Here is a 25,100-nt window from a genome sequence, read left to right on the forward strand (position 1 = left end):
CGAGATCAGCTTTTCGGCAGCATTAGCTGGATAAGGGGTTGGCGTAGCCATAGCAGCAGGAAGCCCATGGTGACGAGGATCGAAGCCACCACCGCGCCGGCGACGGCCAGCAGGGTGGAGGGCGAGGAGGGGCCCTGCGGCAGCGAGGGGAACTCGAAGGTCTGCACCAGGGGGTAGGAGGCGAAGGGGTCGGCCTTGTTGGTGTCCAGGCGCGCCAGGGCGGAGGAGAAGACCGCCTCGGCGACGCGCTGTTCGCGCAGCAGGTCGGTCAGCTCGGCGGCCTTCTCCACCAGCGCGTTCGCCTCATCGCTCTGCTGGGCGATCTGCTCCCGGACCTCCGCCAGCGCCGCCTGGGCGCCGGCGCCGCTGCCCGCCGTGCGCATCAGCTCGTCGAGCAGTCGCTCGCGGCCATCGCTGACGGAGAGGTCGGCGAAGCCGAGCAGGGTCTCGGGAGACAGCGGGGTCAGGGCGGTGCCACGCTGCACCAGCGACTGGCGCAGGGTACGGCGCTGGGCGCTCAGCTCGGTCAGCGTCAGGTGCTGCTCGCCTAGGGTGGCGCGCGCCTGGGTCCAGTCGGCCAGCACGCCGGCATAGCGGGTCAGCAGCGACTGGAACAGCGGGTCGGCGCGCAGCAGCTGTGCGCTGCGTGCCTCGTCCAGGGAGATATCGAGCATCTCGCCGAGCCGGCGGGCCTGGGCCTCACTGCGCCGCACCGCCTGGCGAAACTCGCGTTCGCTGCCCTGCAGGCCGTCGACCACGTTGAGCCGCTGGTGGAACTGGTCCAGGGTCGCCAGCCCCGTCGTGCCCTGGAACTCGAGGACCCGGCGCTGCGCCTGCTGGAGCTTCTGCTCCAGCTCGTCGAGCCGCGCGAGGTCGGCGGCCTCGCGCTTCGCGGCCTCGTCCTGACGCAGGCGCTCGAGGCCCGACAGGAAGGCGAGCCGGAGGGCCTCCAGGCGCTCCTGCGCCTGCTCGGGGCTGGCCCCGCGCATCGACACCATGATCAGGTTGGTCTGATCGACCAGCTTGACGGTCGGCTCCGGCAGGATCTCGGCGTCCTCCGCCAGCCTGGTCGCCCCCTGACGCAGGATCAGGTCCGCGCCGAGCAGGCGCTTGTAGTTCTGCGTCGGACTGAGCGAGGGACTCGAGAAGGCCGAGGTCGTCTGCGACGTGGCCTGGCCGATGGACTCGAGGTTGATGGAGCCGCCCGCGCCGGAACCGGGCAGGATCAGCGTCATCGAGCTCTTGTAGCTGACGGGCGCCAGGATGAGGTAGAGCGCCACCAGGCCCCAGATCACGATCAGGCAGGGCAGCAGGGAGGCGGCATAGCGCCGGTAGCGGCCGGCGGAGGGCAGGCCGTCCCGCACCAGGTACCAGAACCGCTGCAGCCGGCGAGGCTGTGTCGAGGTGTCTTCGCTCATTGTGCCAGGTCGTCGATCAGGATGGCGGTCGCCGCGGAGCCGAGCGCCTCGCCGAACAGGGCGATGGCGTCGCGCGCGTTCATGGCCCGGCTGTCGTAGCAGGCGATGGCGTCATTGGGCATCAGGTAGGGATTGATGCGGTCCCGCTGGGCATGTTCCAGCATCCCCTCGATGTCGCGCTGGATCACGACGCTGCGGCCGTTCAGCGGATTGGCGGAGATCAGCACGGCCTGGCGATGCGCGTTCATGGCCGAGCCGCCGATGCAGTTGGCGGAAGCCAGGCCCTGCAGCAGCCGCGTGCCGTAGGGCAGGCTGCTGGATTCCTTGCCGATGGCCGAGTTGGCATTGCTGGCGGCGGGCCGAGACAGGTTCGACAGGTAGACGCGGATGCCGGGGGGCGTCAGCGGGCTCGGGCGCACCAGTCGCTCGTCGAAGCACGCCGTGCTCGGCACGATGACACGATCGCCCGGAGAGAGGCGAACGTCGCCCAGACGCGTGCCGTCGAGCAGCCCGCTGAGGTCCAGTTCGGTCCAGCGCTGGCCACGTACCACCCGGATGCGCGTCAGGTCGGCATCGGGCCGCGCGCCCCCGGCGGCGCGAATGGCGGCCGCGACGCTGCGTTCGCTGTTGGCATCGCCGCTGGCCGGTCCCTCGCGCTGGCCCACCAGCGTCTCCCTCGCGCGCTCGCCGATGCGCACCGTACCGGCCTGGAAGATGGCGCCGCTGACCGGCACCGAGAGGCCGGCGCTTTCCATCAGCGATACGTCGACGACCCTCGGCAAGGGGCGAACCAGGCCGGCCTCCACCAACCGCTCTGCCAGCGTCGTCTCGACCTGGCGCAGGGTCTTGCCCCGGGTGTCCAACGGCGCGAGGCCGGGCAGCTCGAGGCGATCGTAATCATCGATCACGTAGGCGCGGGAGAGGCGGCCGTCATCGCCGACCACCTGGATGCGCAGCCTGTCCCCCGGGCCCAGCATGTCCCCCTCCCGGCGAAGGTCCGTGGCCGGGACATGGTCGAGCGCCGGGTCCATCTGCGCGGGTCGCCCGGGCACGCACTGCTCTCGAGCCGTCTCGAGCTCCTCCTGCTGGGGCATCCACCGCGCCTCCGCCCGGTTGTCGGGGGTCGGCGCCGAGGCGCAGCCGGTGAGGATCAGTCCGAGGAGGATCGTGCCGAGGATCGCCCGAGCCCGGCAGACGCTATCGTCCATGCGCTTTCTCCCTTCATTAGAAGAATACTGTAGTAGATTGAATACAAGATTCGGGCCAGGAGGGAAGAAGTTTCTCCTGCTGCGTGGTGATGATGCCGCGTGGCGTGCCGGAGCGTGGCGGCAGACGGGGGGTAGAGATCGGGAAGGCGGAGGGAGCGCCCGGCCCCGAGGCGGGCGATGGGACCGGCTCATGGCATTCTGCAACGTCAATCGTTGCAGAATGCGTCTTTTCCGTTGCACTCTGCGATTGTCGGAGGAAGGCATACCGATGTGCCGGGCGTCGCACCTTGGCATCTTTCTTGCTTGGATAGTGCTATGCATCACGTCACCGGAGTCTCGCGGGCGTCGTCGCGTGCCGCGGGCGGCACGACAGGCGATCCGTCAGTGCCCGGTCGATTCACCTGTTGAGCGAGCGACTGCTATGAAAGGGATGATCTTTGTCGAGCTGATGAACTTTATGGACGAGAGCTTCGGGGCGGATTTCACCGAGCGCGTCATCGAGCAGGCCGACTTGCCCAATGAAGCCGCCTTCACCACGGTGGGCAACTACCCGAGCGAACATGCGGGGGCCCTGGTGGAGGCGGCCTCCCTCCTCGCCGATGCCGACGCCGCCGGGCTCTGCGAGGCCTTCGGGCGCTACCTGTTCCAGCGTTTCGAGGTGCGCTTCCCCCACCTGCTGCATCGTTACGCCTCGGCGCGCGAGTTGCTCGATCACGTGCAGAGTCATATCCACGAGGAGGTCAAGGTCATCTATCCAGGGGCCACGCCGCCCTCGGTCACGACCCACGAGTGCGAGGGGGGATTCATCGTCGCCTACCGCTCCCATCGCGCCTTCGCGCACATCGCCTTCGGTCTGGTTCAGCAGTGCATCGTTTTCTATAGTGAGCATAGTCGTGTGGAGTGGTGTCCCGACAGCGTGTCGGATCATGCGCGCTTCATCATTCGTCCAGGGACAGACAGCGATGCAATATGAGTGAAAGTACCTATGTGCTGATCATCGAGGATACCGTGTCGCTGGCGCTGACGTTCGCGGGTCAGCTCGAGGCCGCGGGCTGTACCGTGGAAATGGCCGACTCCGGGGCCGAGGCACGCCAGCAGCTGACACGATCCCCACGGCCCTTCGACGTCATCCTGCTGGACCTCAACCTGCCCGACGGCGACGGCTTGGAGCTGCTGGAATCGACGCCGCAGATGGCGCGAGACGCCAGCGTCGTGGTGATTACCGCCGATGGCTCCATCAGTCGCGCGATCCAGGCCATGCGCTCCGGCGCCTATGACTTCCTGGTCAAGCCGGTGGCGCCGGAGCGCCTGACCACCACGGTGGTTCGCGCCGGCCAGCATCGGATGCTCGAGCGCGAAGTGCAGGTGGCGCGCCGGATCAAGAAGCGCGATCGCTTCCAGGGGTTCGTCGGCGGCTCCGATGCCATGCAGGTGGTGTATCGCGCCATCGAGAACGTCGCGAACTCCCGGGCCACCGTGTTCGTGACCGGGGAAAGCGGGACCGGCAAGGAGGTGACGGCGGAGGCGATCCATGCCATCAGCCAGCGCAGCAAGGGCCATTTCGTGGCCATCAACTGCGGCGCCATTCCCGAAAACCTGCTCGAGTCGGAGCTCTTCGGCCACGTGAAGGGCGCCTTCACCGGGGCGCTTGACAACCGCGTCGGGGCCGCCAAGGAGGCCGACGGCGGGACCCTGTTTCTCGACGAAATCTGTGAAATGGAGCTCAAGCTCCAGGTCAAGCTGCTGCGCTTCCTGCAGACGGGCATGATCCAGCGCGTGGGGAGCAGCCGTCCCGAGGCGGTCAACGTGCGTGTCGTCTGCGCGACCAACCGCGATCCCGCCGCCGAGGTGCAGGCCGGCCGCTTCCGGGAAGACCTGTTCTACCGCCTCTCCGTGCTGCCCATCGAGCTGCCGCCCCTGCGTGAGCGTGGCGATGACGTGGTGCTGCTGGCACAGGCCTTCCTCGATCGTTTCGCCGCCGAGGAGGGCAAGGCGTTCGATCCCCTGGATGCCGCCGCCGTCGATCAGCTCCGGCGCTATGCGTGGCCCGGCAACGTGCGGGAATTGCAGAACACGATGCGCCGCGCGGTGGTCATGAATCCCGGGCCGGCGCTCTCGCTGGCGCCGCTGCTGCCCCGGGAGGCGAGCCCGGTGCCCCAGGCGACGCCCGCGAGCCCGGGAGGCCTCGGCGCCGTGCCCTCGGACGCGGCTCTCCTCGACGGATCATCCGTAGACCCGGAGGCCGCCTTCGATGGCATGACGCTTGCGCAGATCGAGCGGCGGGTGATCGAGCGGGCCATCTCCTTGAATCACGGCAGCGTCCCGGGCGCCGCCCGCGTGCTGGCGGTCAGCCCCTCGACGCTCTACCGGAAGCTCGAGCGCTGGTCGGGCGAGGCCACCGTCGATGGCTGAGTCGCGAGGGCCGGGGAGCTTCACCGCTGACCAGGGAGAGCGACATGATCACTGAGCCCGGTGGCAAGGCCAGGGTACTGGTGGTGGGCGGAGCCGGCTACATCGGCTCCCACATGGTCAAGCGGCTGACGCGTTCGGGGTACGCCGTCACGGTGCTCGACAATCTCTCTCGAGGCCATCGCGACGCGGTGATGGGCGCCGAGCTGGTCGTCGGAGACCTGGGGGACCGTGCGCTCCTCGACCGGCTGCTCTCGTCGACCGCCTTCGATGCGGTGATGCATTTCGCCGCCCTGATCGAGGTGGGCGAGTCGGTGCGCGACCCCTCGGCCTTCTATCACAACAACGTGGTGCAGACCCTGGCGTTGATGGATGCCATGGTACGACACGGGATCCCGCGTTTCGTCTTCTCGTCGACCGCCGCGGTCTACGGCATGCCCGGCGAGGGGGGGCTCGACGAGACCCTGCCCTGCGATCCCATCAATCCCTATGGCAATACCAAGTACCTGGTCGAGCGGGCCCTCGAGGACTATCGGCGTGCCTACGGAATGCAGGCCATCTGCCTGCGCTACTTCAATGCCGCCGGCGCCGACCCCGAGGGCCTGCTGGGAGAGCGGCACGAGCCCGAGAGCCACCTGATTCCGCTGGTGCTGCAGGCGGCCTCGGGACGCCGCGAGCGGATCGATGTGTTCGGTGACGATTATCCGACGGCCGACGGCACCTGCGTGCGCGACTTCGTGCACGTCGAGGACTTGTGTCGCGCCCATGAGCTGGCCCTGGAGCGCCTGCTGGCGGGGGGCGAGAGCGACGTCTTCAACCTCGGCTGCGGTATCGGCTACAGCGTGCTCGAGCTGATCCGGACCGCCAGGGAGGTCACCGGTCGCGAGATCGAGATCGCCATCTGTCCCCGGCGGCCGGGCGATCCCGTTCGCCTGGTGGCCAGCATCGCCAAGGCCGAGCGGGCGCTCGGCTGGGCGCCGACCCATGACTTGCGCGATATCGTGGCCCATGCCTGGCAGTTCGAGCATCGCCACTTCCTGCGGCGCCAGCGGTGATCCATGGGCGAGGGTTTCGCCCCATGACCCTGGCGCGTCTTGTGCTCGGTTCCGTCTGAAACGTTTGTCGCGAAGGCTCGCCCAGGCTCCGATCCTGCGGTGTAGCCGGCTTATTCCGCCCCCCGCACAGCGCCCGTGGCGGGCCAGAGTTCGGCCGCCTGGCTGACGGTGAGATCATCGACGATTACCGCGCCTTCACAGCCCTGAACGTCGGTGAAACGCTCGGCGCTGAGCACGCGCCCCCTGACGCGCTCGGCTTCGATCAGGCTGCCGACACCGGGGATTTCCTCGGCTTCCAGGCAATGCAGCAGGTAGCTGCCCGGGGTGTAGCTGACGACGAGAAGCTGCATGGGTGAACTCTCCTGACATGAGCATCCGTCTGAGTCTTGACCATCCCGAGGCGCCTGTCACGCCAAGAACACTGTGCGCAAACGGGCTGCCAGCAAGCCATTGATCTGGCGTGTCGCGCACGGCGAGCAAGGCCCTGGCGGCGGGGCAGGGCGGCGGGGCAGGGCGATGCCCATCCGGTCGTCGAGCCCCGATTTGCTTGTCTGGCCCCTCCATGAGTAGCCTTTCCGTATACGGCCGGCCGGCGCCTTTGAGGCTCATGCTGCATGCTCCTGCGCTCTTCCTTCCCGAACATCCCGCTGCTGTGCGGCCTGCGCCCGAGGCTGGCGGCCATGGTGCTGCTGTTCTCGCTCGCGACCGTCGCCATGGCGTCGTCGGGGCCGCCGACCATCGAGAGCGTCGCCATGCTGGCCGATCCGGGAGGGCAGTGGCGGGCAACGGCGCTGGTCGGCCGGGAGGATGCCTTCCGGCCGCTCGAGACGCGGGCCGAGCAGAGCATCGGCTACACCGATCATCCGGTGTGGCTGCGGTTGCGGGTCTCGGGCGGGGCGCATGGCGCGAGCGAGGCCGTGCTGCGCTTCGTCTATCCGTTGCTGGAGCACGTCTCGCTCTATCGGGTGGAGAAAGGTGCGATCGCACAGGCCTGGCAGAGTGGGCTGGCGCTCGCTCCCGAGCATCGTGCATTGGCCCATCGGTTGCCTGCGTTCCCGTTGAACCTCGAGCCCGGCGAGACCGTCACCCTGCTGGCGCGGGTGGAAAGCGCCGGTAGCATGGCGCTCGGCGTCGAGCTGCTGAGCCTCGAGGCCTTCCGGGTCGCCAATGACCGGGAGATGTTCTGGCTCTCCGCCTATGTCGGCCTGCTGGTGGCGCTGGGGCTCTACAACCTGCTGCTGTTCGTCGGGCTGCAGGAGCGGGTGTTCCTGCTCTATGCGCTGTTCGTCGGCAGTTTCTGCGTGGCGGTCGTCACCGCCAACGGCCTGGGGCCGTTGCTGCTGTGGGGCGGGCTGGGCGAGGCGACCGCGCGTTTTCTTGCCCTCTGCTTCACGCTCTCGGCGGCGCTCGGCATTCTCTTCGCCCGGCAGTTTCTGCGCACCCAATATTTCGCGCCACGCTGGCACCGTGGCCTGCGTTGGCTGCTGCTGGCATGCCTGGCGGGCATGATCGGCGTCGGCCTTCTCCCGCGTCACCTGGCGCTTCAGCTGATGGACGTGGTCGGGCTGGCGACCTGCCTGTCGCTGCTGGCCTGTGCCGTGACCTGCGCCTACCGCCGCGTGCCCGGGGCCAGGCTGTTCATGCTGGCCTGGGCCTTCCTGCTGGTGGGTGCCTCGATCTTCGTTCTGCGCAACCTGGGCATCATTCCGTCGAACGCCTTCACGCTGTACGGCATCCAGGCGGGGTCGGCGCTGGAGATGCTGCTGCTGTCCTTCGCGCTGGCGGCGCGTTTCAATACGCTCAAGCGCCAGAGGGAGAAGGCCCAGGCGCAGCTGGTGGCGTCGCTGAAGACTCAGGAATCGATTCTCGAGAAGCGTGTCGCCGAGCGCACCGCGGAGCTCGAGGAGATGGCTCGCCAGGACACCCTGACCGGGCTGTTGAACCGCACCGGCCTGGCCGATCGCGCAGCGGCGGCCTGGGGGCGCCGCGAGAAGAGCGGCGGACCGCTGGCGGTGCTGATGCTGGATCTCGACGACTTCAAGCCGATCAACGACCGCTTCGGGCATGCCTCGGGCGACAGCGTCATCCAGGTCATCGCCGGGCGGCTGCGCCACCAGATACGCCAGCACGACCACTGCGCCCGCCTCGGCGGCGACGAGTTCCTGGTGCTGTGTGAGGACCTGAGCGGCCTCGAGGAGGTCGAGGCGCTGAAGCGGCGTCTGGAAGCCGCAATCCGCCAGCCGATCCGGCTCTCGGACGACACGGCGATCCGCGTGGGCGTCAGCATCGGAATCGGCTTCGACGATTCGCGCACGCTGGATCTCGAGGCGCTGATGCAGCGCGCCGACGCGGCGATGTATGCCCGGAAGCGTCATAGGCAGCGGCGCTCGACGTCGCCATGATGGTGAGAGGATCAGCGGCGAGGGAACGAGGGGATAGAAAGGGGCGGGAAGGCGCGGGGCAGACGAAAGCGGGGCCCGAACGGGCCCCGCTGCCGCTTCGCTGTTGTGCCGCTCTCGCTTCAGGCGTGGCGAGCGATCAGGTCATCGTAGCTTTCCTTGGGCTGCGCGCCGGTGAGGACTCCGACCTTTTTCCCGCCCTTGAAGAGGGCGATGGTCGGCAGGCTGCGCACGGCATTCCTGGCGGCCAGGTCGGGCGCCTCGTCGACGTTGATGGTGACGACCTTGAGCGCAGACCCATGCTCCTTGGCGATGGTCCCGACGATCGGGTTGAGCGTCCTGCAGGGTGCGCACCAGGGGGCCCAGAAATCGATCAGCACCGGCTGGCTGCTGTTGATCACTTCCTGGGTGTAATTGCTGTCGTTGACGGCGGTCAGGGTGGCCATGGGTCTCTCCTTGGCATCTCGGCAGATGCTGGATGAAGTGGAGGCATCGCGAGGATGCTGACGTGTGACCACCCTACTTCAACGGGAATTTAGTTAGCAAGGTTGATTTTATGGGCGCGTCAGCCGTCGTGATCCGACAGGCCGACCAGCCGATCCGTGCGCTGGGCGCTGAGCCGCTGGATCATGCGCCTGAGCCGTCGCCGCTGGCCCCAGGAGGAGAGGCGCTTGGTGTCCCAGCTGGCGGGCACCAGGGTGCACTGATCGGCGTGGAAGCTCAGCCGGAAGGTGCGCTCGGCGCCGACCGGCATGTCCTCCGGCCCGTAGATGCCGATCAGCCGGATCGTCAGGCTGTGGAACCTCAGGTCGCCCGTCGGCTGATGGCCGGCCATCTCGATGCCCTCCAGCTCGGCGATGCTCGCGATCAGCCCGGAGAAGGTGCCGATGTGCAGGAAGTCACCGGAATCCAGCGGGCCCTGGCGGGTGTCGTAGTGATGATCGCGCCTGTCGCGGCGAGGGTCGTGATCATCGTCATCGTGATCCCGGCCGCTGCGATGGTTGTCGTCGTCGCGCGCCTCGTCGCCCTCGCTGTACTGCTGCTTGCGGTCCGTCACGTCGACCGTGAGCGTGCCCCGGGAGGTCTCGAGGTCGGCGACGATGTACTCGAGGAAGATCGATTCGGCGCTCATGTTGCTGATGATGCACAGCGCCTCGATGTCGCGCTTCTTGCCGCGGTTGATCAGCAGCCGCGGCCGTCGTTGGCGGCGAAAGCCCCAGTAGAGCAGCTGCGCATAGACCAGCGAGAGAAACAGCGTGCCCAGGCTGATGATGACGTTGAGCACGCCCTTGTGCTGCGAGATCCATTCGAACATGACGTTCCCTGTCGTTTGGTCGCGAATCGATCCCTAGCCTAAAGCAAAAGCCCCGGTGCTGTCCGGATCGCCTTGGATTTCGACGCTCGCGCTGTCGGCTGACCCGACGGTGCGCCGAGCGTCGCCTCGTTGTCGGCGATCTCTTACGCGCCGTGGCGTCGATGCCGTGCGGTCGCGGCGGCCCTCCCGGGTCATGATGAGCGCCAGGCGTGAGGCCCCGGTCGGCAAGAGGCCGGGCAAGCCGGGTCAGGGAAGGCCCGGAGCACGCCAGGGATGTCCCCGTGGCATGCCGGACTCCTTCTTCCTGCGGGCTCGTCGAGCACGGCGGTGATGTCGTCGGGGCCCGAGACACCGGTTCCCTGCTTGGCCCCCACGCGTGGGGGCGTTTTTTTGCGCGGCCGCACACCGCCGTTTCGCCTGGCGACAGACTCAGGCCTGGCGGGTGGCGGGTGGTCCGGGTAGGTGAGTGACCCATTCCAGCGCGTCCGGCTTGTGGCGGACGGTGAAGGTGCGGATCTCCATCGACTTGAACAGATGGTTCTCCAGCCGCGTCAGGTGGCGCACCCAGTGCCTGTCGCTGAGCACCGCGGCGCGGTAGTAGCGGTTGAGATCGCCGATCTGGGTCAGGCCGTAGCCGAGATCGCGCAGGAAGGCGGTGAAGGTCATCCAGCGCATCTCGTCGATCTCGGCGTAGAGGCTGACGCGGGGCTGGGTCTTCTTGGTCGCCTCGATGGCGTCGATGGCGACCTGCAGGTCCGGTGCGGTGACGCGGCCGCTGACCTTCATCGCCACCACGTGGGAGGCGCCCGAGGGCAGGAGTTCGAGCATGTGCGTGGCTCCTCGAATGGATGATCGTGCCTGCCTTGCAGCATAGCCGCTCGTCCGTGGAACGCCGCTCACGCCCGGAGGGCAGCGGAAGCCCGGCGTCGGGCTCCCGCCTGTCGATGCCGGCTCAGTGTCCGGCCGGCTGGTCGCCCAGTTCGCGCTCCAGGCGCCGGGCGACATCGCCGGGCGAGCCGGTGCGCCGCGCCAGCAGATCGTAGGCCACCGGCACCACGAACAGGGTGAAGAAGGTCGCCGCGGCCACGCCGGTGAAGATCACGGTGCCGATCACCAGCCGCGTCTCGGCGCCGGCGCCGCTGGACAGGATCAGCGGCACCGAGCCGGCGATGGTGGTGGCCGAGGTCATCACGATCGGCCGCAGCCGGGTCATGGCGGCGCGCATCAGCGCCTCGCGGAAGGCCACGCCCTCGTCGCGCAGCTGGTTGGCGAACTCCACGATCAGGATGCCGTTCTTGGCCGCCAGGCCGACCAGCATCACCAGCCCCACCTGGCTGTAGATGTTCAGCGACTGCCCGGTCAGCCACAGGCCGAGCAGGGCGCCGCCGATGGCCAGCGGCACGGTGAGCATGATCACCAGCGGATGGATGAAGCTCTCGAACTGGGCGGCCAGCACCAGGAACACCACCAGGGTGCCGAGCACCAGCAGGAAGGTGGTGGCGCCGCTGGACTCGCGATAGTCCCGCGCCCCGCCCTTGACGTCGGTCTGCACGCCCGGCGGCAGCACCTCGTCCACGGCGTTCTCCAGATAGGCCAGCGCCTCGCCCATGGAATAGCCGTCGGCGAGATCGGCCTGCACCGTGATCGCCCGCAGGCGGTTGTAGCGGTTGAGCTCGCTGGGCCCGGCGAAGCTCTCGATCTCGACCAGGCTCGATAGCGGGATCAGCTCGCCGGTGCGCGCCGAGCGCACCCGCAGGCTCTCCAGGGCGCCGGGGGTCGGGGTGGCGCCGCGCTCGCTCTCGAGGATGACGTCGTATTCCTCGCCCTCGTCGGTGAAGCGGGTCACGGTGCGCCCGCCGAGCAGCGTCTCCAGGGTGCGGCCGATGTCGCTGACGGTGACGCCGAGGTCCGCCGCGCGGTGGTAGTCGATGTTCACGCTGAGCTGGGGCTGGTTCTCCTCATAGTCGCTCTCGAGGTTAAGAAGCCCCGGGTTGTCCTGGCGGATGTGGTCCATCAGCGCGTCGCGCCAGGTCACCAGCTGCTCGTAGCTGCCGCCGCCGAGCACGAACTGCAGGCCCTGTTCGCTGCCGCCACCGAAGCCCTGGGGCATGATCGGGAAGGCGCGGATGCCGGGCAGCTCGGCCAGGTCTCGGCGCACCCGGTTGAGCACCGGCCCGGCCGGGCCGCGCTCGTCCCAGTCGGCGAGGCCGACGATGGCGAAGCCGGAGTTGAAGTTCTCGGTGCGCCCGCGGCCGCGGGGCGACATGATCATCACGTCCTCGACCTCGCCGCCCTCGCGCAGCGGCAGCAGCCGGGCCTCCACCTCGTCCATGTAGTCCTCCATGTAGGAGAAGGTGGCGCCGGGCGGGCCGTTGATCAGCACGAAGAAGGTGCCGCGGTCCTCCTGCGGGGTGTATTCCGCCGGCAGCTGGGGGTAGAGCCAGGCGATGGCCGCGATCAGCCCCGCGAAGCCCGCCACCACCAGCCAGCTCAGCCGCAGCACCGCCTCCAGGCAGCGCCGATAGAGCCCTTGGGCCCAGTGCAGGCCGCCGTCGACCCAGTGGGCCAGGCGGCCCTCGTGCAGGCTCGGCGAGAGGATCTTGGAGGCCATCATCGGGCTCAGCGTCAGGGCCAGCAGGCTGGAGATGGCCACCGCCGCCGACAGCGTCAGGGCGAACTCGGTGAACAGCTTGCCGACGTCGCCCTGGATGAAGCTCAGCGGCACGAACACCGCGATCAGCACCAGGCTGGTGGCGATCACCGCGAAGGCCAGCTGGCGCGCGCCGCGGTAGGCGGCCACCAGCGGCGTCTCGCCGTAGAGATGCATGCGCCGGTGGATGTTCTCGAGCACCACGATGGCGTCGTCCACCACCAGGCCGATGGCCAGCACCAGGGCCAGCAGGGTCAGCAGGTTGATGGTGAAGCCCATGGCCGCCAGGGCGGCGAAGGTGCCGATCAGCGTCACCGGCACCGTGACCGCCGGCACCAGGGTGGTGCGCAGGTTGCCGAGGAACACGAAGATCACCACCACCACCAGGCCGATGGCGATCAGCAGCGTGCTGACCACCTCGCGGATGGCGCCGGAGACGAAGGTGGAGGCGTCGTAGTTGACCGCCAGGCTCATGCCCTCGGGCAGCCGCGGCCCGACCCGCTCGGCCTCGGCGCGCACCGCGGCGGAGAGCGCCATGACGTTGGCGGTGGACTGCTTGATCATGCCCAGGCCGACCACCGTCTGGCCGTTGCCGCGGAACAGCGAGCGCTCCTCGACGGTGCCCAGCTCGACCCGCGCCACGTCGGCCAGGCGCACCAGATAGCCGCCCTCGCCGCGGTCGAGCACCAGCTCGCGGAAGTCCTCGGGGGTGGCGAAGCTGCGCGGCAGGCGCACGATGAACTGGCGGTCGGCGGATTCCACGGCGCCGCCGGGCAGCTCGACGTTCTCGTCGCGCAGGGCGTCCTCGACGTCGCCGACCGCCAGCCCGCGGGCGGCGAGGGCGTCGTTATCGAGCCACACGCGCATGGCGTACTCGCGGCCGCCGCCGACGAACACCCCGGAGACGCCTTCCTGCACCGAGAAGCCGTCGACCAGGTAGCGCTCGGCGTAGTCGGTCAGCTCGGCGGTGGTGTAGCCCTCACCGGAGAGCATCAGCCACATCACCATCTCGGAGCTGGTGTCCTCCTTGCGCACCTCGGGCGGATCGGCCTCCTCGGGCAGGTTGTCGGCGGCGCCGGAGATGCGGTCGCGCACGTCGTTGGCGGCGGCGTCGACGTCGGTGTTCAGCCCGAACTCGATGGTGATGTTGGAGTTGCCGTCACGGCTGGAGGAGGAGATTACCTCGATGCCGGCGATCCCGGCGATGCGCTCCTCCAGCACCTGGGTGATGCGGGTCTCGACCACCTCGGCGTTGGCGCCCGGATAGGAGGTGCTGATGCTGACGATCGGCGGATCGATGGTCGGATATTCCTGCAGCGGCAGGCGGGTCAGGGCCAGCAGGCCGAAGGCGACGATCAGCGCGGCCATGACGATGGCCAGCACCGGTCGCTGGACGGAGACGTCGGACAGGCGCATCAGGCGTCATCTCCGTCGCGGGTCGCGCGCAGGATGTCGCTGACGTCGGTGGCGTCGTCGGCGACGCCGATCAGCTCGACTGTCGAGGCGTCGTGCAGGCGATCGGCACCGTGGCTGACCACCAGGTCGCCGGGGGCCAGGCCCTCGGTGACTTCCACCTCGCCGCGGCGGCGGGCGCCCACGCCGATCTCGCGGCGCTCCACGCGGCCGTTCTCGCGCGAGGTGATCACCCACACCGCCTGGCGGCGGCCCTCGGCGACCACCGCGGATTCCGGGATCACCAGCGTCTGGCGCGGGCGGCGGTCGAGGGTGACGCGCATCAGCATGCCGGGGCGCAGCAGCCGCTCGTCGTTGTCGAGCAGGGCGCGCACGCCGATGCTGCGGCTGACCGGGTCGACCCGGGAGTCGATGGTGGCGATCTGGCCCTCGAACACGCGCTCCGGATAGGCGGCGGTGGTGGCGCTCAGGGCGAGGCCCTCGGCCAGCGCGCCGAGCTGCACCTCGGGCACCTCGAAGTCGAGCTTCATGCGCGAGACGTCATCGAGGGTGGCGAGCTCGTCGCCCGGGGTGACCAGCGCGCCCACGCTGATGTCGCGCACGCCGACCACGCCGTCGAAGGGGGCGGTGACGCGGTAGTCGTCGAGCCGCGCGCGCAGGCCCTGGAGGGTGGCGTCCACCTGCTGCAGCTGGGCGCGACTGTCCTCGATGTCGGCGCGGGGCGCCAGGTTGCGCTCCTGCAGCTGGGCCAGGCGGTCGACGGCGTTCTGACGCTCGATGCGCAGCGCCTGGGCCTCGCGCAGCGCCGCCCGCTCCTCGGCGTCGGACAGCTCGACCAGCACGTCGCCCCGGCTGACCGTCTCGCCGCCCTCGAAGTTGATCGCCGTGACGGTGTCGGTGACCGTGGCCGAGAGCGTCACGCTCTCGTTGGCGGCCAGGGTGCCGAGCGACTCCAGCGGGTCGGACCAGGCCTGGCGGGTGGCCTCGGCGCCGATCACCGGCGTCGGCGGCATGCCGGCGGGCTGGGCCAGGGCGGCCGGGGTCAGGCACGGCAGCGCCGGCGACAGGGCGAGCAGCAGCAGGGCCAGCGTGGCCGGCCCTGTGCGCCGGGCGCGGCGAGAGAGAAGAGCGTGGATCATGATCAGTGTCCGCAAAGAGGGCGGCGGCCCCGCTAACGTGAGTGTCGAGTGGGCGTCGATATCCGGGGTGAAGACCTGTCGACAGATGGCGACAGCATGCCTCAAGCCGAGCGTCAGGATGTCAACGCGGCGTGCCTTGCACAATGTTTTCGCAACTCGTTCCCCCGACGGCAACGGGGCGTTGCGCGGGGCGATGCGTCGCGGGCCCGGGCCGGCCGGCTCTGGTACCATGTCGCCCTTTTGACTGGCGGGCGTCCGCGCGGGACGCGGCGGCTCGGGGAGCGCAGTGGCATGAACTATGACGTGGTGATTATCGGCGCCGGCGCCGCCGGCTTGATGTGTGCGCTGACCGCCGGCTATGCCGGGCGTTCGGTGCTGGTCATCGATCATGCCAACAAGGCCGGCAAGAAGATCCTGATGTCCGGCGGCGGGCGCTGCAACTTCACCAACCTCGACACCTCGCCGGCCAACTTTTTCTCGAACAACCCGCACTTCTGCATCTCGGCGCTCAAGCGCTACCGGCCGGAGCACTTCGTCGAGCTGGTCGAGCGTCACGGCCTGGAGCACGTGGAGAAGGCGCCCGGGCAGCTGTTCTGCGCCGACTCGGCCAAGGACCTGCTGGCGATACTGCTCACCGAGTGCGACTGGGCCGGGGTCGAGATCCGCCTCAGGACATCCGTCGACGCGCTCGATCGCCGTGGCGAGGGCATGCGGCTCGAGACCTCCGCCGGGCGCATCGACGCCGGGGCGGTGGTGGTCGCCACCGGCGGGCTGTCGATCCCGACCCTCGGCGCCACCGGCTTCGGCTACGAGGTTGCCCGCCAGTTCGGCCTCGAGGTGACCGACACCCGGGCCGCCCTGGTGCCCTTCACCCTGACCTCGGCCTGGAAGGAGCGTACCGCGTCGCTGTCGGGCCTCTCCACCGAGGTGGTGGTACGCTGCCGCGACGGCGAATACCGCGAGCCGATGCTTTTCACCCACCGCGGCCTGTCCGGGCCGGCGCTGCTGCAGGTCTCCAGCCACTGGCATCCCGGCGACGAGCTCGCCATCGACCTGCTGCCCGGCGAGCCGGCCTTCGAGGCGCTGGCGGCCGCCCGCCGCGAGGCGCCCAAGCGGCGGCTCTCCACCTGGCTCGGCGAGCGCCTGCCGCGGCGCCTGGCCCAGGCGCTGGTCGAATGGCACGGCGGCGATGGCCCCATGGCCGAGCGCTCCAACGCCGACCTCGAGGCCTGGGCCTCACGCCTCAACGACTGGCGGATCAAGCCCGCCGGCACCGGGGGCTGGCGCACCGCCGAGGTCACCATGGGCGGCGTCGACACCCGGGCGCTGTCGTCGAAGACCTTCGAGGTCAACGGCCTGCCCCAGCTGCGCTTCATCGGCGAGGTGCTGGACGTCACCGGCCAGCTCGGCGGCTACAACTTCCAGTGGGCATGGGCCTCGGGCGTGGCCTGCGGCCAGTCGCTCTAGCGTCATCCCCGGGGCGAGACGCCTCGTCCTGTCTCCTCGACTTGTCTCCTCGATCTGGCAACGGGGTAGGCCGCCTATACTGGGGGGCATCGCTCGCCGCGGAAGGGGAGATCGTCATGGGCAAGCCGCTGCATCGCAAGCGCCTGAAGCGCGTGGTCGGCCGGCAGGGACTGGCGCTGCTGGCCCAGGCCCGGGCGGCCTGGCCGCGCATCGAGGATCCCGACGACGGCGAGGGACTGCACGACTTCCGGGTAGCGCTGCGCCGGCTGCGCTCCTGGCTCGAGGCCTATCGCGGCTATCCGGGCGTGTCGATTCCCAAGGCCCAGCGCAAGCGCCTGCGCGACCTGGCCCGTGCCACCAACGACGCCCGTGACGGCGAGGTGATGCTGGCCTGGCTCGAGGCCGAGCGGCCGGCGCTCGGCAACGCCGAGCGCGGCGCCATCGACTGGTGGGCCGAGCGGCTGGCGGCCAGGGTCGAGGCCGATTACGCCGAGGCCCGCTGCGTGCTGGAGGCGGGGTTTCCGGGCCTCGATCGCGAGCTCGGCGAGACCCTGGCGGCACTGGCGAAGCAGGGTGGAGGGCCCCGCTTCGGCGAGGCGACGGCCCGGGAACTGGCCACCCTGCACGCGACCCTGACCGCGGAGCTCGCCGCCATCGGCTCTCCCGACGAGCGCGAGGCCCTGCATCGCCCGCGCATCACCGGCAAGCGCATCCGCTATCTGCTGAAGCCCTGGACCCAGGAGGCGCCGATCTTCGAGCAGGCGGAAAAGGCCATGAAGGCCTTCCAGGATGCCTTCGGCGTGCTGCACGACGATCTGGTCCGCGAGTCGGCGCTCGAGGCGGCGGCCGCCGCCCATGCCGACGAGGAGGCGCGGGCGCGGCTGGCGCTGGCGGCCGAGGGCGAGGAACCCAGGGCCGCGGCGCCGCGTCATCTGCGCGGCTTCATGGGGCTGGCGCGGGCCAATCGCGAGCATCGGCTGGCGCACTATGATCGCGCCCTGGAGGTCGCGCGCGCGGCCGGGCCGGGAGCGGGGAAGGCGCCGACGCTGGCGGACCGGCTGGAGGCGGCCATTGTCGCCATGCGCGGCGACTGAGGGTGTCGGGAGGGTGCGCCGCTCTCAGTGCAGGCGCTGGTCGATCTCGCGCCACAGCGCGGTATAGGCCCTGGCCGCGGCGATGCGCGGGGCATAGTCGCGTACCGGGGCGCGTTCCAGCCCCATGCGTTCCACCGCGCTGGCCGAGGGGATGGCGGTGGACAGCCGCAGCGGCCAGCGCTCGTGGAAGCCGTCCATGACCTCGCGGTGCAGGTTGCGCCGGCGATCGGCGAGGGTGATGAAGGGCCACACCGTGCAGGCGATGTCGTGATCGTCGAGGAAGTCCTGCAGCTGATCCAGGGTGCGCAGCGACAGCACCGTGGGCACCACCGGCACCAGCAGCGCATCGACGCTGGAGAAGATGTTTTCCGAGAGATGCGAGAGGCTGGGCGGGCAGTCGAGGATCACCAGGTCGTAGTCGTTGCGCACCGGCTTGAGGATCTGGCGCAGGTGGCTCGCGCCGCGGCTGGCGAGCAGGGCGTCCATTTCCCGGGAGGCCAGCGCCGCCGGCAGCAGGTCGAGCCCCTCGACCTGGGTGGCGCGAATGGCCTTGTCGAAGGAGGCCTTGCCCTTGACCAGCCTTTCCACCCCGCCGCGGACCTTGGGCTTGACGCGCAGGTAGAAGCTGGTGGCCGCCTGGGGGTCGAGGTCCCAGAGCAGTACGCGATATCCCGCCCGGGCGGCTTCCGCTGCCAGGTTCACGGCGGAGGCGGTCTTGCCGACGCCGCCCTTGATGCTATAGAGCGCCAGCATGCGCATGGGGTCCATGTCCTGTCGTCATTCCGTCACGATGTCGAAACAAGATCATAACGGGCCTGCCATGTCAGTGTGTTACGGCGGGATGATGGTTGTCGTCAGGCCGGTCTCAGGGGATCGGCAGGAAGCGCTGCAGCAGCTTCAGCCGCCGTACGGTGACCGCGACGAACAGCGAGCGCTTGGCCAGCCGCTTGGCCGCCGCGGGGTGGCGCAGCGACCAGGCGAGCAGCAGGGCGCCGCCACCCGCGGCGGGCAGTCGGTAGCGCTGAAGGGAGTGCCAGCCGGCCTCGAGCGGGCGGGCGGTCTGGTGCCAGTGCTCGGACTCGACCAGCAGGTCGAGGCGCTGCTGTTCGATGGCGGCCTCTAGGGCCGCCTTGCGGGCTCGGCGCTCGGCGTTGGTCATCGGTCAGCGTTCCTCGCTCCGGGTCTCCATCAGCTCGCGGTCCAGTGCCAGATGCTTGAGGGTATCGACCAGCAGGGTACGGCGCCGGGCCAGGTGCATCACCCAGCCGGCCAGCCCCAGGCCGCCGACCAGCAGGACCGCGGCGCAGCCGCCGATGGCGGCCAGCCGGTAGCTGTCCCAGAAGGCGACGATGATCAGGGTGGTGAGCGCACCGAGCCCGAGCAGCAGCAGCAGCAGGCTGATGCCGGCCAGCAGCAGCAGGGTGACGAACCGTGCGCGTTCCTCCTCGAGCTCCAGCACGGCGAGACGCAGGCGCGTCTCGCCGGTGGCGACCAGACTGCCGAGCAGTCGCTTGCCGGCGCCGAACAGCCGCTGAGCCGGTCCCTGGCCCTCCGACATCAGCGCCGCCCGATCAGCATGCCGACGACCACGCCGACGGCGGCGCCGATGCCGATGCTGGTCCAGGGATTGTCGTGAACATAGCGGTCGCAGGCGTCGGCCTGCTGGGTCACGGCCTCGCGGGTGTCCTGGTAGGCGCGCTCGCCGCGGGCCTCGAGCCGCGCGCGAGTCTCGGTCAGGCGCTGTTCGGCGCGTTCGCGCAGCTCCTTGATGTTGCTGCGGGAATCATCGGCCGTGGCGTTGACCAGCTCCTCGACGGTCTGCGAGAGGTGCTGCAGGTCTTCCTTGAGTTGCTCGGTGGACTGGCGGGTGCGGGAAGCATTGTCGCTCATCGGGTCATCCTCTGACGGTTCATGACAGGCCCAGCATAGCAGCCGTCCTCGCGGTGCGTAATGACCCTATCACCGCGAGAAGGTGCCGGTGGAGAACAGCGGGTTGAGGCTGAAGCCGAGGCTGAGCCGCTGGGTGCTGCGATCGTAGTCGATCAGGCTCTCGCCATAGCCCTGGTAGAACTGTACGTGGCCGCGGATCTTGCCGAACAGCGGCCAGGAGTAGTCGAGCTGGGCGCCCATGTGGCCCTGGTCGGGATTGCCGCGCCACAGCAGGCTGGCCTCGTGATCGTCGAACAGCTGGCGCGCCACGGTGACGTCGGCGTAGCCGAGGTAGTCCTCGATGTCGGGGTTGTCGTCCTCGCCCTCGGTCTCGGGCAGGCGCCAGTAGGGCGACAGCGAGACGGCCCAGTCGTCGTTGATGAAGGTGCTGCTCAGGATCAGCCGGTTCCAGCTGCGCGACAGCTCTCCCGAACGGCCGTTGGACTGGTGGTTGAGCGATAGCCGGTTGTTGACGTTGGTCCAGCCCGCCAGCGTCCAGTCGCTCTCGAAGTCGGCGAACACCTCCGGCTCGTAGTTGGTCTCGCGGAACGGCGAGGAGGCGTCGGCGTTGTAGGCCTGCCACCAGCTGCGCTGGGTATAGCCGAAGTAGAGATCGGCGCGGTCGAACAGCACGTCGTTGGCGAGCTTGAACTTGGCGCTGAACTGGAACTTCACCTCAAGCCGGTCGGGACTGGCGTCGCGGTCGATCTCGCTGAAGGTCTCCTGGTTGGGCGAGGTGGTGTAGCTGAACGGCAGCAGATAGTTGCGGTGATGGGCGGTGATGGAGAAGGGGTTGTCGGCCGACTCCTCCTCCAGCAGCCGGCGTTCGGCCACGGAGGCGCCGATCGGCGGTTCTGCCGGCGGCGCGGCGTCGACGCTGTCGGCGACGGTCGGCGCTGGTGCCTCGCTTGCCGGCGGATCCAGGCGCGCGCGCAGTTCGCCGATCTCGGCCTGCAGGGACTCGATGCGTTCACGGATCGCCTGGCGTTCGGCGTCGCCGAGCGCCCCGTCCGTCTGGGCCTGTCCCTGGCCGGCGAGGCCGGCGCCGAGGGCGGCGGCCAGCAGCGTGGCGATGGAGCGTGGAGCCATGGGGAGTGACTACTCTGTCTAGAGGGAATCTTCGTTCTATCATGCCCGTCCGGCGAGTCAACGGCCAGCTTGCGTGCTTTTTCGTCGTTGCCTTGCCGACCGGGGGCGCCGACAATCCGCTGCCAGGCCCATGGTATCGCCCCGTCGAGGTGCTAGTGATCGATTTTTCGCGTTGTCGGCGGCTCGTCCGCTTTCACATTCTTTGCTGCCTGCCGGTGATCGCCGCGCTGCTGGCGCCGGTGCCGCTCGCCGCCCAGACCGACGAGCTCCCCGAGCGCGCCGCCCTGGAGGAGCGCCTCGCCTCGCTTCAGCCCGAGGAGGGCAAGACGGCAGATGCGGCCACCCAGGAGAGCATCGATGCGCTGGAGGCGACGCTGGACGCCCTCGCGGGCCTCGAGGACGTCGAGGGCCGGCTGTCGACACTGGAGGAACGCGACGATCGCGCGCCCCAGGAACTCAGCGAGACGCGCCAGGCGCTGGCTTCCGCCCGGGACACGCCGCGGGAGTCGCCTGATCGCGAAGCCTTGGCAGGGCTCGATCTCGAGACGCTGATGTCGCGGCTGGAGACGGCCACCGACGAGCTGGAGACGGCGCAGGATCGCCTGTCCGAGGTGGAGACCCGGCTGCTCGGCACCCAGACCCTGCCCGAGCGCGCCCAGCAGGCCATCGCCGAGGCCTCCGCGGCGATGGAGGAGCACCGGCGCGCCCTGGAAGAGCTGGACGCTCGCGACGTGGCGTCCCAGGCGCCTCGGCGCCTGGAACACCGGGTCGAGCGCGCGCTGGCCGAACGGCGCCTGGCGCTGCATCGTCGTGAGCTGGCCACCAATTCGCGCTTCCGCGAGCTGGCCCAGCAGCAACGCGAACTCTATCGGCTGAGGGTGACCCGGCTCGAGAGCCGGGTGCGGGCCTTGCAGGCGTCGCTGGAGGAGCGCCGTCGTGAGCAGTCGGAGCAGGCCGTGGCCGAGGCGGTGGGCGACGAGCCGGAGGGCGTGTCCCGCCATCCGCAGGTCCTCGAGGCGCGCCAGGCCAACCGCGACATGAGCCTGGAGCTGCTCCGCGCCACCAGTCGTGCCAACGAGCTGGGTCGCCAGGGCCAGGAAGCGCGTCGCCAGCTCGAGCGCGTGCGCCAGCTGCAGCGTGGGCTCTCCGAGCATATCGAGGCGATCCGCGGCAGCCCGCTGCTGTCACGCATCCTGCGCGAGCAGCGCCGGGCGCTGCCGAGCGTCGAGTCCACCAGCGGCCTCAAGGAGGAGATCGCCGATCTGCGTCTCCAGCAGTTCGAGCTCGACCGCCAGCGCGAGCGGCTGCAGAACGTAGAGCAGCGGGCCAGCCAGCGTCTTGAGCAGGCCGATGCCGGTGCCTCGGAGGCCGTGCACGAGACGCTGGCCCAGCTGCTGCGGGCCCGCCGCGAGCTGCTCGATCGGCTCGAGCCGACCTACGGCGAGGTGCTGACCGCCGCCATCGAGCTTCAGCTCAATCAGCAGCAGCTGTTCGAGACCAGTCGCGAGCTGCGCGCCGCCATCGACGAGCAGCTGTTCTGGATCGCCAACTCCCACCCTCTCGATCTGAACTGGCTGACCCGCCTGCCGAGCCACCTGAGTGCCGAGTGGGGCGAGGGCGAGTGGCGCCGGGCGCTGCCGACACACTGGCGCTGGCCGGATTCGGCGGCGTTTCTGGCCTCGCCGCTGTTGCTGATCGCCGGCGTGCTGCTGGGGCTGCGCCGGCCGCTGTCGCGTCGCCTCGCCCGCCTGCACGACGAGATCGGTCATCTGCGCCAGGACAGCCAGGGGCATACGCCGCTGGCGGTGGGCGTGGAAGCCCTGCTGGCGCTGCCGGGGCCGCTGAGCCTGCTGGCGGCGTCGCTGGGGATGACGCTGGGCGGCGCCGGGCTGGCGGTGAGCATCGGCTGGGCGCTGATGTATCTGGCGCTGGCCTGGGCGGGGATCGCCTGGATGCGGCGGCTGCTGGTGCCCGAGGGCGTGGCGACGCGCCACTTCCACTGGCCCAGCGGCTACGTGGCGCAGCTGCGCCGCTGGCTGTGGTGGCTGGGACTGGCGCTGGTGCCGGTGCTGTTCGTGGGCACCCAGGCCCGCGATGTCGATATCGACCTGACCCAGCGTCCGCTGGCGATGCTGCTTCTGCTGGCCGGGCTCGTCGGCATGAGCGTGGCGCTGGCCCGGCTGATCCTGGCGCACACGCCGTTCTTCGGCGTCAAGCTGTTCCGCCTGCTACTGGGGCTGGCGATGGCGATGGTGCCCCTGGTGCTGGGCGGACTGGTGATGTTCGGCTATGCCTATGCGGCGCTCAGCCTGGTGGGGCGCTTCGTGATCACCATCTATCTGCTGGGCGCGTGGATCCTGGTCGAGGCGGCGGTGGTGCGCGGACTGGCCGTGGCGGCCCGGCGGCTGGCCTACCGACGCGCGCTGGCCCGGCGCCGGGCGCTGGCGCACGAGGCGGAGAACGGAGAGCACGGCGTCGAGGTCGTCGAGGAGCCGCCGCTGGACATGCAGCAGGTCAACCAGCAGTCGCTGCGCCTGTCCAAGCTGATCCTGATGCTGGGCTTCGTGGTGGTCCTCTACCTGGTCTGGACCGATCTGCTGACGGTGTTCGGCTACCTCGAACGGGTGATGATCCTCGGCGGCGACGGCCAGCAGGGCAGCGAACTGGTGGGCGCCTCGATCTCGGTGGCCGACCTCTGCGTGGCGCTGCTGGTGGTGGCGCTGACGCTGATCATGGCGCGTAACCTGCCGGGGCTCTTGGAGGTGATGGTGCTGTCGCGCCTCGAGCTCAAGCAGGGCAGCGCCTACGCCATCAGCTCGCTGCTGTCCTACGTGATCGTCGGCACCGGCGTAGTCTGGGCGCTGGGCACCCTCGGGGTGTCGTGGAGCAAGCTGCAGTGGCTGGTCGCCGCGCTGGGCGTGGGGCTCGGCTTCGGGTTGCAGGAGATCTTCGCCAACTTCATCTCGGGGCTGATCATCCTGTTCGAACGCCCGGTGCGCATCGGCGATACCATCACGCTCGGCAACCTCACCGGCACGGTCAACCGCATTCGCATTCGCGCCACCACGGTGACCGACTTCGATCGCAAGGAGATCATCATTCCCAACAAGACGTTCGTCACCGACCAGCTGATCAACTGGTCGCTGTCGGACAACATCACCCGGGTGATCCTGACCTACGGCGTGGCCCTCGGCTCGGATCATCGCCTGGTGCAGCGGCTGCTGACCCAGGCCGCCGGAGAGAACGCCCGGGTGCTGGCCGATCCCGAGCCCCAGGTGCTGTTCATGCGCTACGGCGATAGCCGCCTGGAGTTCGAGCTGCGCATCTTCGTCAACAGCCTGGGCGACCGGCTGCTGGCCACCGATGAGCTCAACGGCCGGGTTGGCGAGCTGTTCGCCGAGCAGGGCCTTGAGATCGCCTTCAATCAGATGGACGTGTGGCTGCGCGACGACAAGGGGCGCCAGGCGCGGGTGCCGAGCCGCGGCACGGGCGAGGCGCCCGCCAACCCTCCGCCCGGAGCGGGCGGCGATCCCGGCGAGCTGGATGCGGGCGATGCCGGGGGAGGTGGAGGCGACGCCGGCCGTTAAAGCCCCTTCAGTTTCGGAAAAGTCTTCGAGCGAAGGCTAGACAAGGCAAAAAGCAGCGAAAAGCCGGAGTTTACGAGCCGTAAATGAGGACTTTGACCGGGCTCGCGTACGAGATGATTTTTAACGCCGTATAGCCGAGCGCAGATACTTTTCGGTTAGCGCCGGCGGGCGTAGAGCAGGAATTCCCTATTCCCGTCGCCGCCTCGGATCGGGCTCTCCTGCCAGTGCTTGGCGATGAAGCCGGCGTCGGCGCAGGCCTCGCGGATGCGCGCCTCCACCTCGGGGTAGCGCGCGGGGTCGGTGACCAGTCCGCGGGCACTGACGCCCTCGGGGCCGACCTCGAACTGCGGCTTGACCAGCGACACCAGCTCGCCGCCAGCGGGCAGCAGGGCGCCGAGCTCCGGCAGGATCAGCGTCTGCGAGATGAAGGACACGTCCATCACCGCTACCTCGGCGGGATGCTCGGCCAGCGCCGCGGTCAGTCGCGGATCGTTGCGCATGGCGCGGGCATTGAGTCCCTCCAGGCAGGTCAGGCGCGGCTCGTCGCGCAGCTCGGCGGCGAGCTGGTCGTGGCCGACCTCGACGCCGATCACGTGCGCCGCGCCGTGGCGCAGCGCGCAGTCGCTGAAGCCGCCGGTCGACTGGCCGACGTCGAGCACCATGCGGCCCTCGAGCGGCAGCGACAGGGCCTTCAGCACCGCCTCCAGCTTGAGCCCGGCGCGCGACACGTAGCGCTCCTCCGGGTCCTCCTCGACCTTCAGTTCGACGGTCTCGGGGAGCTTCTCGCCGGGCTTGGTCAGCACCCGGCCGCCGTCCCTGAGGCTCACCCGGCCGTGGCGGATCAGGCGCTGGGCGCGGGTGCGCGAGCGCGCCAGTCCCTGAAGGAGGAGCAGCTGGTCGAGGCGTGGCATGGGCGATCCTGGCAGTG

Annotated in this window: 21 protein-coding genes; 7 read left to right on the forward strand and 14 right to left on the reverse strand. The window is 69.4% G+C overall.

Features of this window, described 5'->3' with window-relative positions; translation table 11 throughout:
* Positions 1 to 5 precede the first annotated feature (5 nt).
* Both ACGTNF_RS01375 and ACGTNF_RS01380 read right to left on the reverse strand, forming a co-directional pair.
* The gene (locus ACGTNF_RS01375; protein ID WP_394600092.1) at positions 6 to 1,418 is read right to left on the reverse strand and encodes a GumC family protein; all 1,413 of its coding nucleotides are present in this window, start codon (positions 1,416 to 1,418) and stop codon (positions 6 to 8) included.
* Positions 1,415 to 2,626: a polysaccharide biosynthesis/export family protein gene (locus ACGTNF_RS01380; RefSeq protein ID WP_394600094.1), complete on the reverse strand. Its 1,212-nt coding sequence runs from the start codon at positions 2,624 to 2,626 to the stop codon at positions 1,415 to 1,417. The genes ACGTNF_RS01375 and ACGTNF_RS01380 overlap by 4 nt, the downstream gene beginning before the upstream one ends.
* Before the next feature lie 421 nt (positions 2,627 to 3,047).
* Between ACGTNF_RS01380 and ACGTNF_RS01385 the strand changes: the two genes are divergently transcribed.
* From ACGTNF_RS01385 to galE, 3 genes are read left to right on the forward strand one after another with little or no spacing between them, the layout of a single operon-like run.
* Positions 3,048 to 3,599, forward strand: a complete 552-nt coding sequence (locus ACGTNF_RS01385; protein ID WP_394600096.1) for a heme NO-binding domain-containing protein — start codon at positions 3,048 to 3,050, stop codon at positions 3,597 to 3,599.
* Positions 3,596 to 5,038 (forward strand): sigma-54-dependent transcriptional regulator, encoded by a 1,443-nt coding sequence (locus ACGTNF_RS01390; protein ID WP_394600097.1) that lies wholly within the window; start codon positions 3,596 to 3,598, stop codon positions 5,036 to 5,038. The genes ACGTNF_RS01385 and ACGTNF_RS01390 overlap by 4 nt, the downstream gene beginning before the upstream one ends.
* Positions 5,039 to 5,082: 44 nt before the next feature.
* Entirely contained in the window at positions 5,083 to 6,090 is a 1,008-nt protein-coding gene (gene galE / locus ACGTNF_RS01395) for a UDP-glucose 4-epimerase GalE (RefSeq protein ID WP_394600099.1), read from the forward strand.
* Positions 6,091 to 6,200: 110 nt separating this feature from the next.
* Here galE and ACGTNF_RS01400 read toward each other — a convergent pair whose 3' ends face one another.
* Entirely contained in the window at positions 6,201 to 6,440 is a 240-nt protein-coding gene (locus tag ACGTNF_RS01400) for a hypothetical protein (protein WP_394600100.1), read from the reverse strand.
* Positions 6,441 to 6,704: 264 nt separating this feature from the next.
* On the opposite strand from ACGTNF_RS01400, the gene ACGTNF_RS01405 reads away from it, so the two are divergent.
* The gene (locus ACGTNF_RS01405) at positions 6,705 to 8,492 is read left to right on the forward strand and encodes a 7TM diverse intracellular signaling domain-containing protein (RefSeq protein WP_394600101.1); all 1,788 of its coding nucleotides are present in this window, start codon (positions 6,705 to 6,707) and stop codon (positions 8,490 to 8,492) included.
* 119 nt (positions 8,493 to 8,611) lie between these two features.
* On the opposite strand, the gene trxA is transcribed toward ACGTNF_RS01405, so the two are convergent.
* The 5 genes from trxA to ACGTNF_RS01430 form a co-directional block, all read right to left on the reverse strand.
* Positions 8,612 to 8,935 (reverse strand): thioredoxin, encoded by a 324-nt coding sequence (trxA, locus tag ACGTNF_RS01410; protein ID WP_394600103.1) that lies wholly within the window; start codon positions 8,933 to 8,935, stop codon positions 8,612 to 8,614.
* A gap of 119 nt (positions 8,936 to 9,054) precedes the next feature.
* On the reverse strand, positions 9,055 to 9,804 hold the full coding sequence (locus tag ACGTNF_RS01415; protein ID WP_394600105.1) for a hypothetical protein: 750 nt from the start codon (positions 9,802 to 9,804) through the stop codon (positions 9,055 to 9,057).
* 429 nt (positions 9,805 to 10,233) lie between these two features.
* Positions 10,234 to 10,632 (reverse strand): SpoIIAA family protein, encoded by a 399-nt coding sequence (locus tag ACGTNF_RS01420; RefSeq protein ID WP_016856184.1) that lies wholly within the window; start codon positions 10,630 to 10,632, stop codon positions 10,234 to 10,236.
* Positions 10,633 to 10,756: 124 nt separating this feature from the next.
* Complete coding sequence (locus tag ACGTNF_RS01425) at positions 10,757 to 13,870, reverse strand: efflux RND transporter permease subunit (protein WP_394600107.1); 3,114 nt, start codon at positions 13,868 to 13,870, stop codon at positions 10,757 to 10,759.
* Positions 13,870 to 15,006, reverse strand: coding sequence for an efflux RND transporter periplasmic adaptor subunit (locus ACGTNF_RS01430; RefSeq protein WP_394600108.1), 1,137 nt, complete (start codon positions 15,004 to 15,006; stop codon positions 13,870 to 13,872). The genes ACGTNF_RS01425 and ACGTNF_RS01430 overlap by 1 nt, the downstream gene beginning before the upstream one ends.
* A 291-nt stretch (positions 15,007 to 15,297) precedes the next feature.
* Between ACGTNF_RS01430 and ACGTNF_RS01435 the strand changes: the two genes are divergently transcribed.
* Entirely contained in the window at positions 15,298 to 16,473 is a 1,176-nt protein-coding gene (locus ACGTNF_RS01435; protein ID WP_394600110.1) for a BaiN/RdsA family NAD(P)/FAD-dependent oxidoreductase, read from the forward strand.
* A gap of 116 nt (positions 16,474 to 16,589) precedes the next feature.
* Positions 16,590 to 17,567 (forward strand): CHAD domain-containing protein, encoded by a 978-nt coding sequence (locus ACGTNF_RS01440; protein ID WP_394600112.1) that lies wholly within the window; start codon positions 16,590 to 16,592, stop codon positions 17,565 to 17,567.
* 24 nt (positions 17,568 to 17,591) lie between these two features.
* Here the strand turns inward: ACGTNF_RS01440 and ACGTNF_RS01445 are convergent, their stop codons facing one another.
* From ACGTNF_RS01445 to ACGTNF_RS01465, 5 genes are all read right to left on the reverse strand, one after another.
* A complete protein-coding gene (locus ACGTNF_RS01445; RefSeq protein WP_394600530.1) occupies positions 17,592 to 18,326 on the reverse strand; it encodes a ParA family protein in 735 nt (244 codons plus the stop codon).
* A 106-nt stretch (positions 18,327 to 18,432) separates the two neighbouring features.
* Positions 18,433 to 18,726 (reverse strand): YqjK family protein, encoded by a 294-nt coding sequence (locus tag ACGTNF_RS01450; RefSeq protein WP_394600113.1) that lies wholly within the window; start codon positions 18,724 to 18,726, stop codon positions 18,433 to 18,435.
* Between the two features lie 3 nt (positions 18,727 to 18,729).
* Positions 18,730 to 19,125 carry a phage holin family protein gene (locus ACGTNF_RS01455; RefSeq protein ID WP_394600114.1) on the reverse strand — a complete coding sequence of 132 codons (396 nt, stop codon included), beginning with the start codon at positions 19,123 to 19,125 and terminating at the stop codon, positions 18,730 to 18,732.
* The gene (locus ACGTNF_RS01460; protein ID WP_016856176.1) at positions 19,125 to 19,457 is read right to left on the reverse strand and encodes an ElaB/YgaM/YqjD family protein; all 333 of its coding nucleotides are present in this window, start codon (positions 19,455 to 19,457) and stop codon (positions 19,125 to 19,127) included. Before ACGTNF_RS01460 ends, ACGTNF_RS01455 begins: the two co-directional genes overlap by 1 nt.
* Positions 19,458 to 19,526: 69 nt before the next feature.
* Positions 19,527 to 20,585 carry a phospholipase A gene (locus ACGTNF_RS01465; RefSeq protein ID WP_394600115.1) on the reverse strand — a complete coding sequence of 353 codons (1,059 nt, stop codon included), beginning with the start codon at positions 20,583 to 20,585 and terminating at the stop codon, positions 19,527 to 19,529.
* A 155-nt stretch (positions 20,586 to 20,740) separates the two neighbouring features.
* On the opposite strand from ACGTNF_RS01465, the gene mscK reads away from it, so the two are divergent.
* Positions 20,741 to 24,172, forward strand: a complete 3,432-nt coding sequence (gene mscK, locus ACGTNF_RS01470; protein ID WP_394600116.1) for a mechanosensitive channel MscK — start codon at positions 20,741 to 20,743, stop codon at positions 24,170 to 24,172.
* Between the two features lie 155 nt (positions 24,173 to 24,327).
* Here the strand turns inward: mscK and ACGTNF_RS01475 are convergent, their stop codons facing one another.
* A complete protein-coding gene (locus ACGTNF_RS01475; RefSeq protein WP_394600117.1) occupies positions 24,328 to 25,083 on the reverse strand; it encodes a TlyA family RNA methyltransferase in 756 nt (251 codons plus the stop codon).
* Between the last annotated feature and the right edge of the window lie 17 nt (positions 25,084 to 25,100).

Origin of the sequence: Halomonas sp. B23F22_10 (assembly GCF_043496975.1) — a bacterium.
GTDB lineage: Bacteria > Pseudomonadota > Gammaproteobacteria > Pseudomonadales > Halomonadaceae > Halomonas > Halomonas smyrnensis.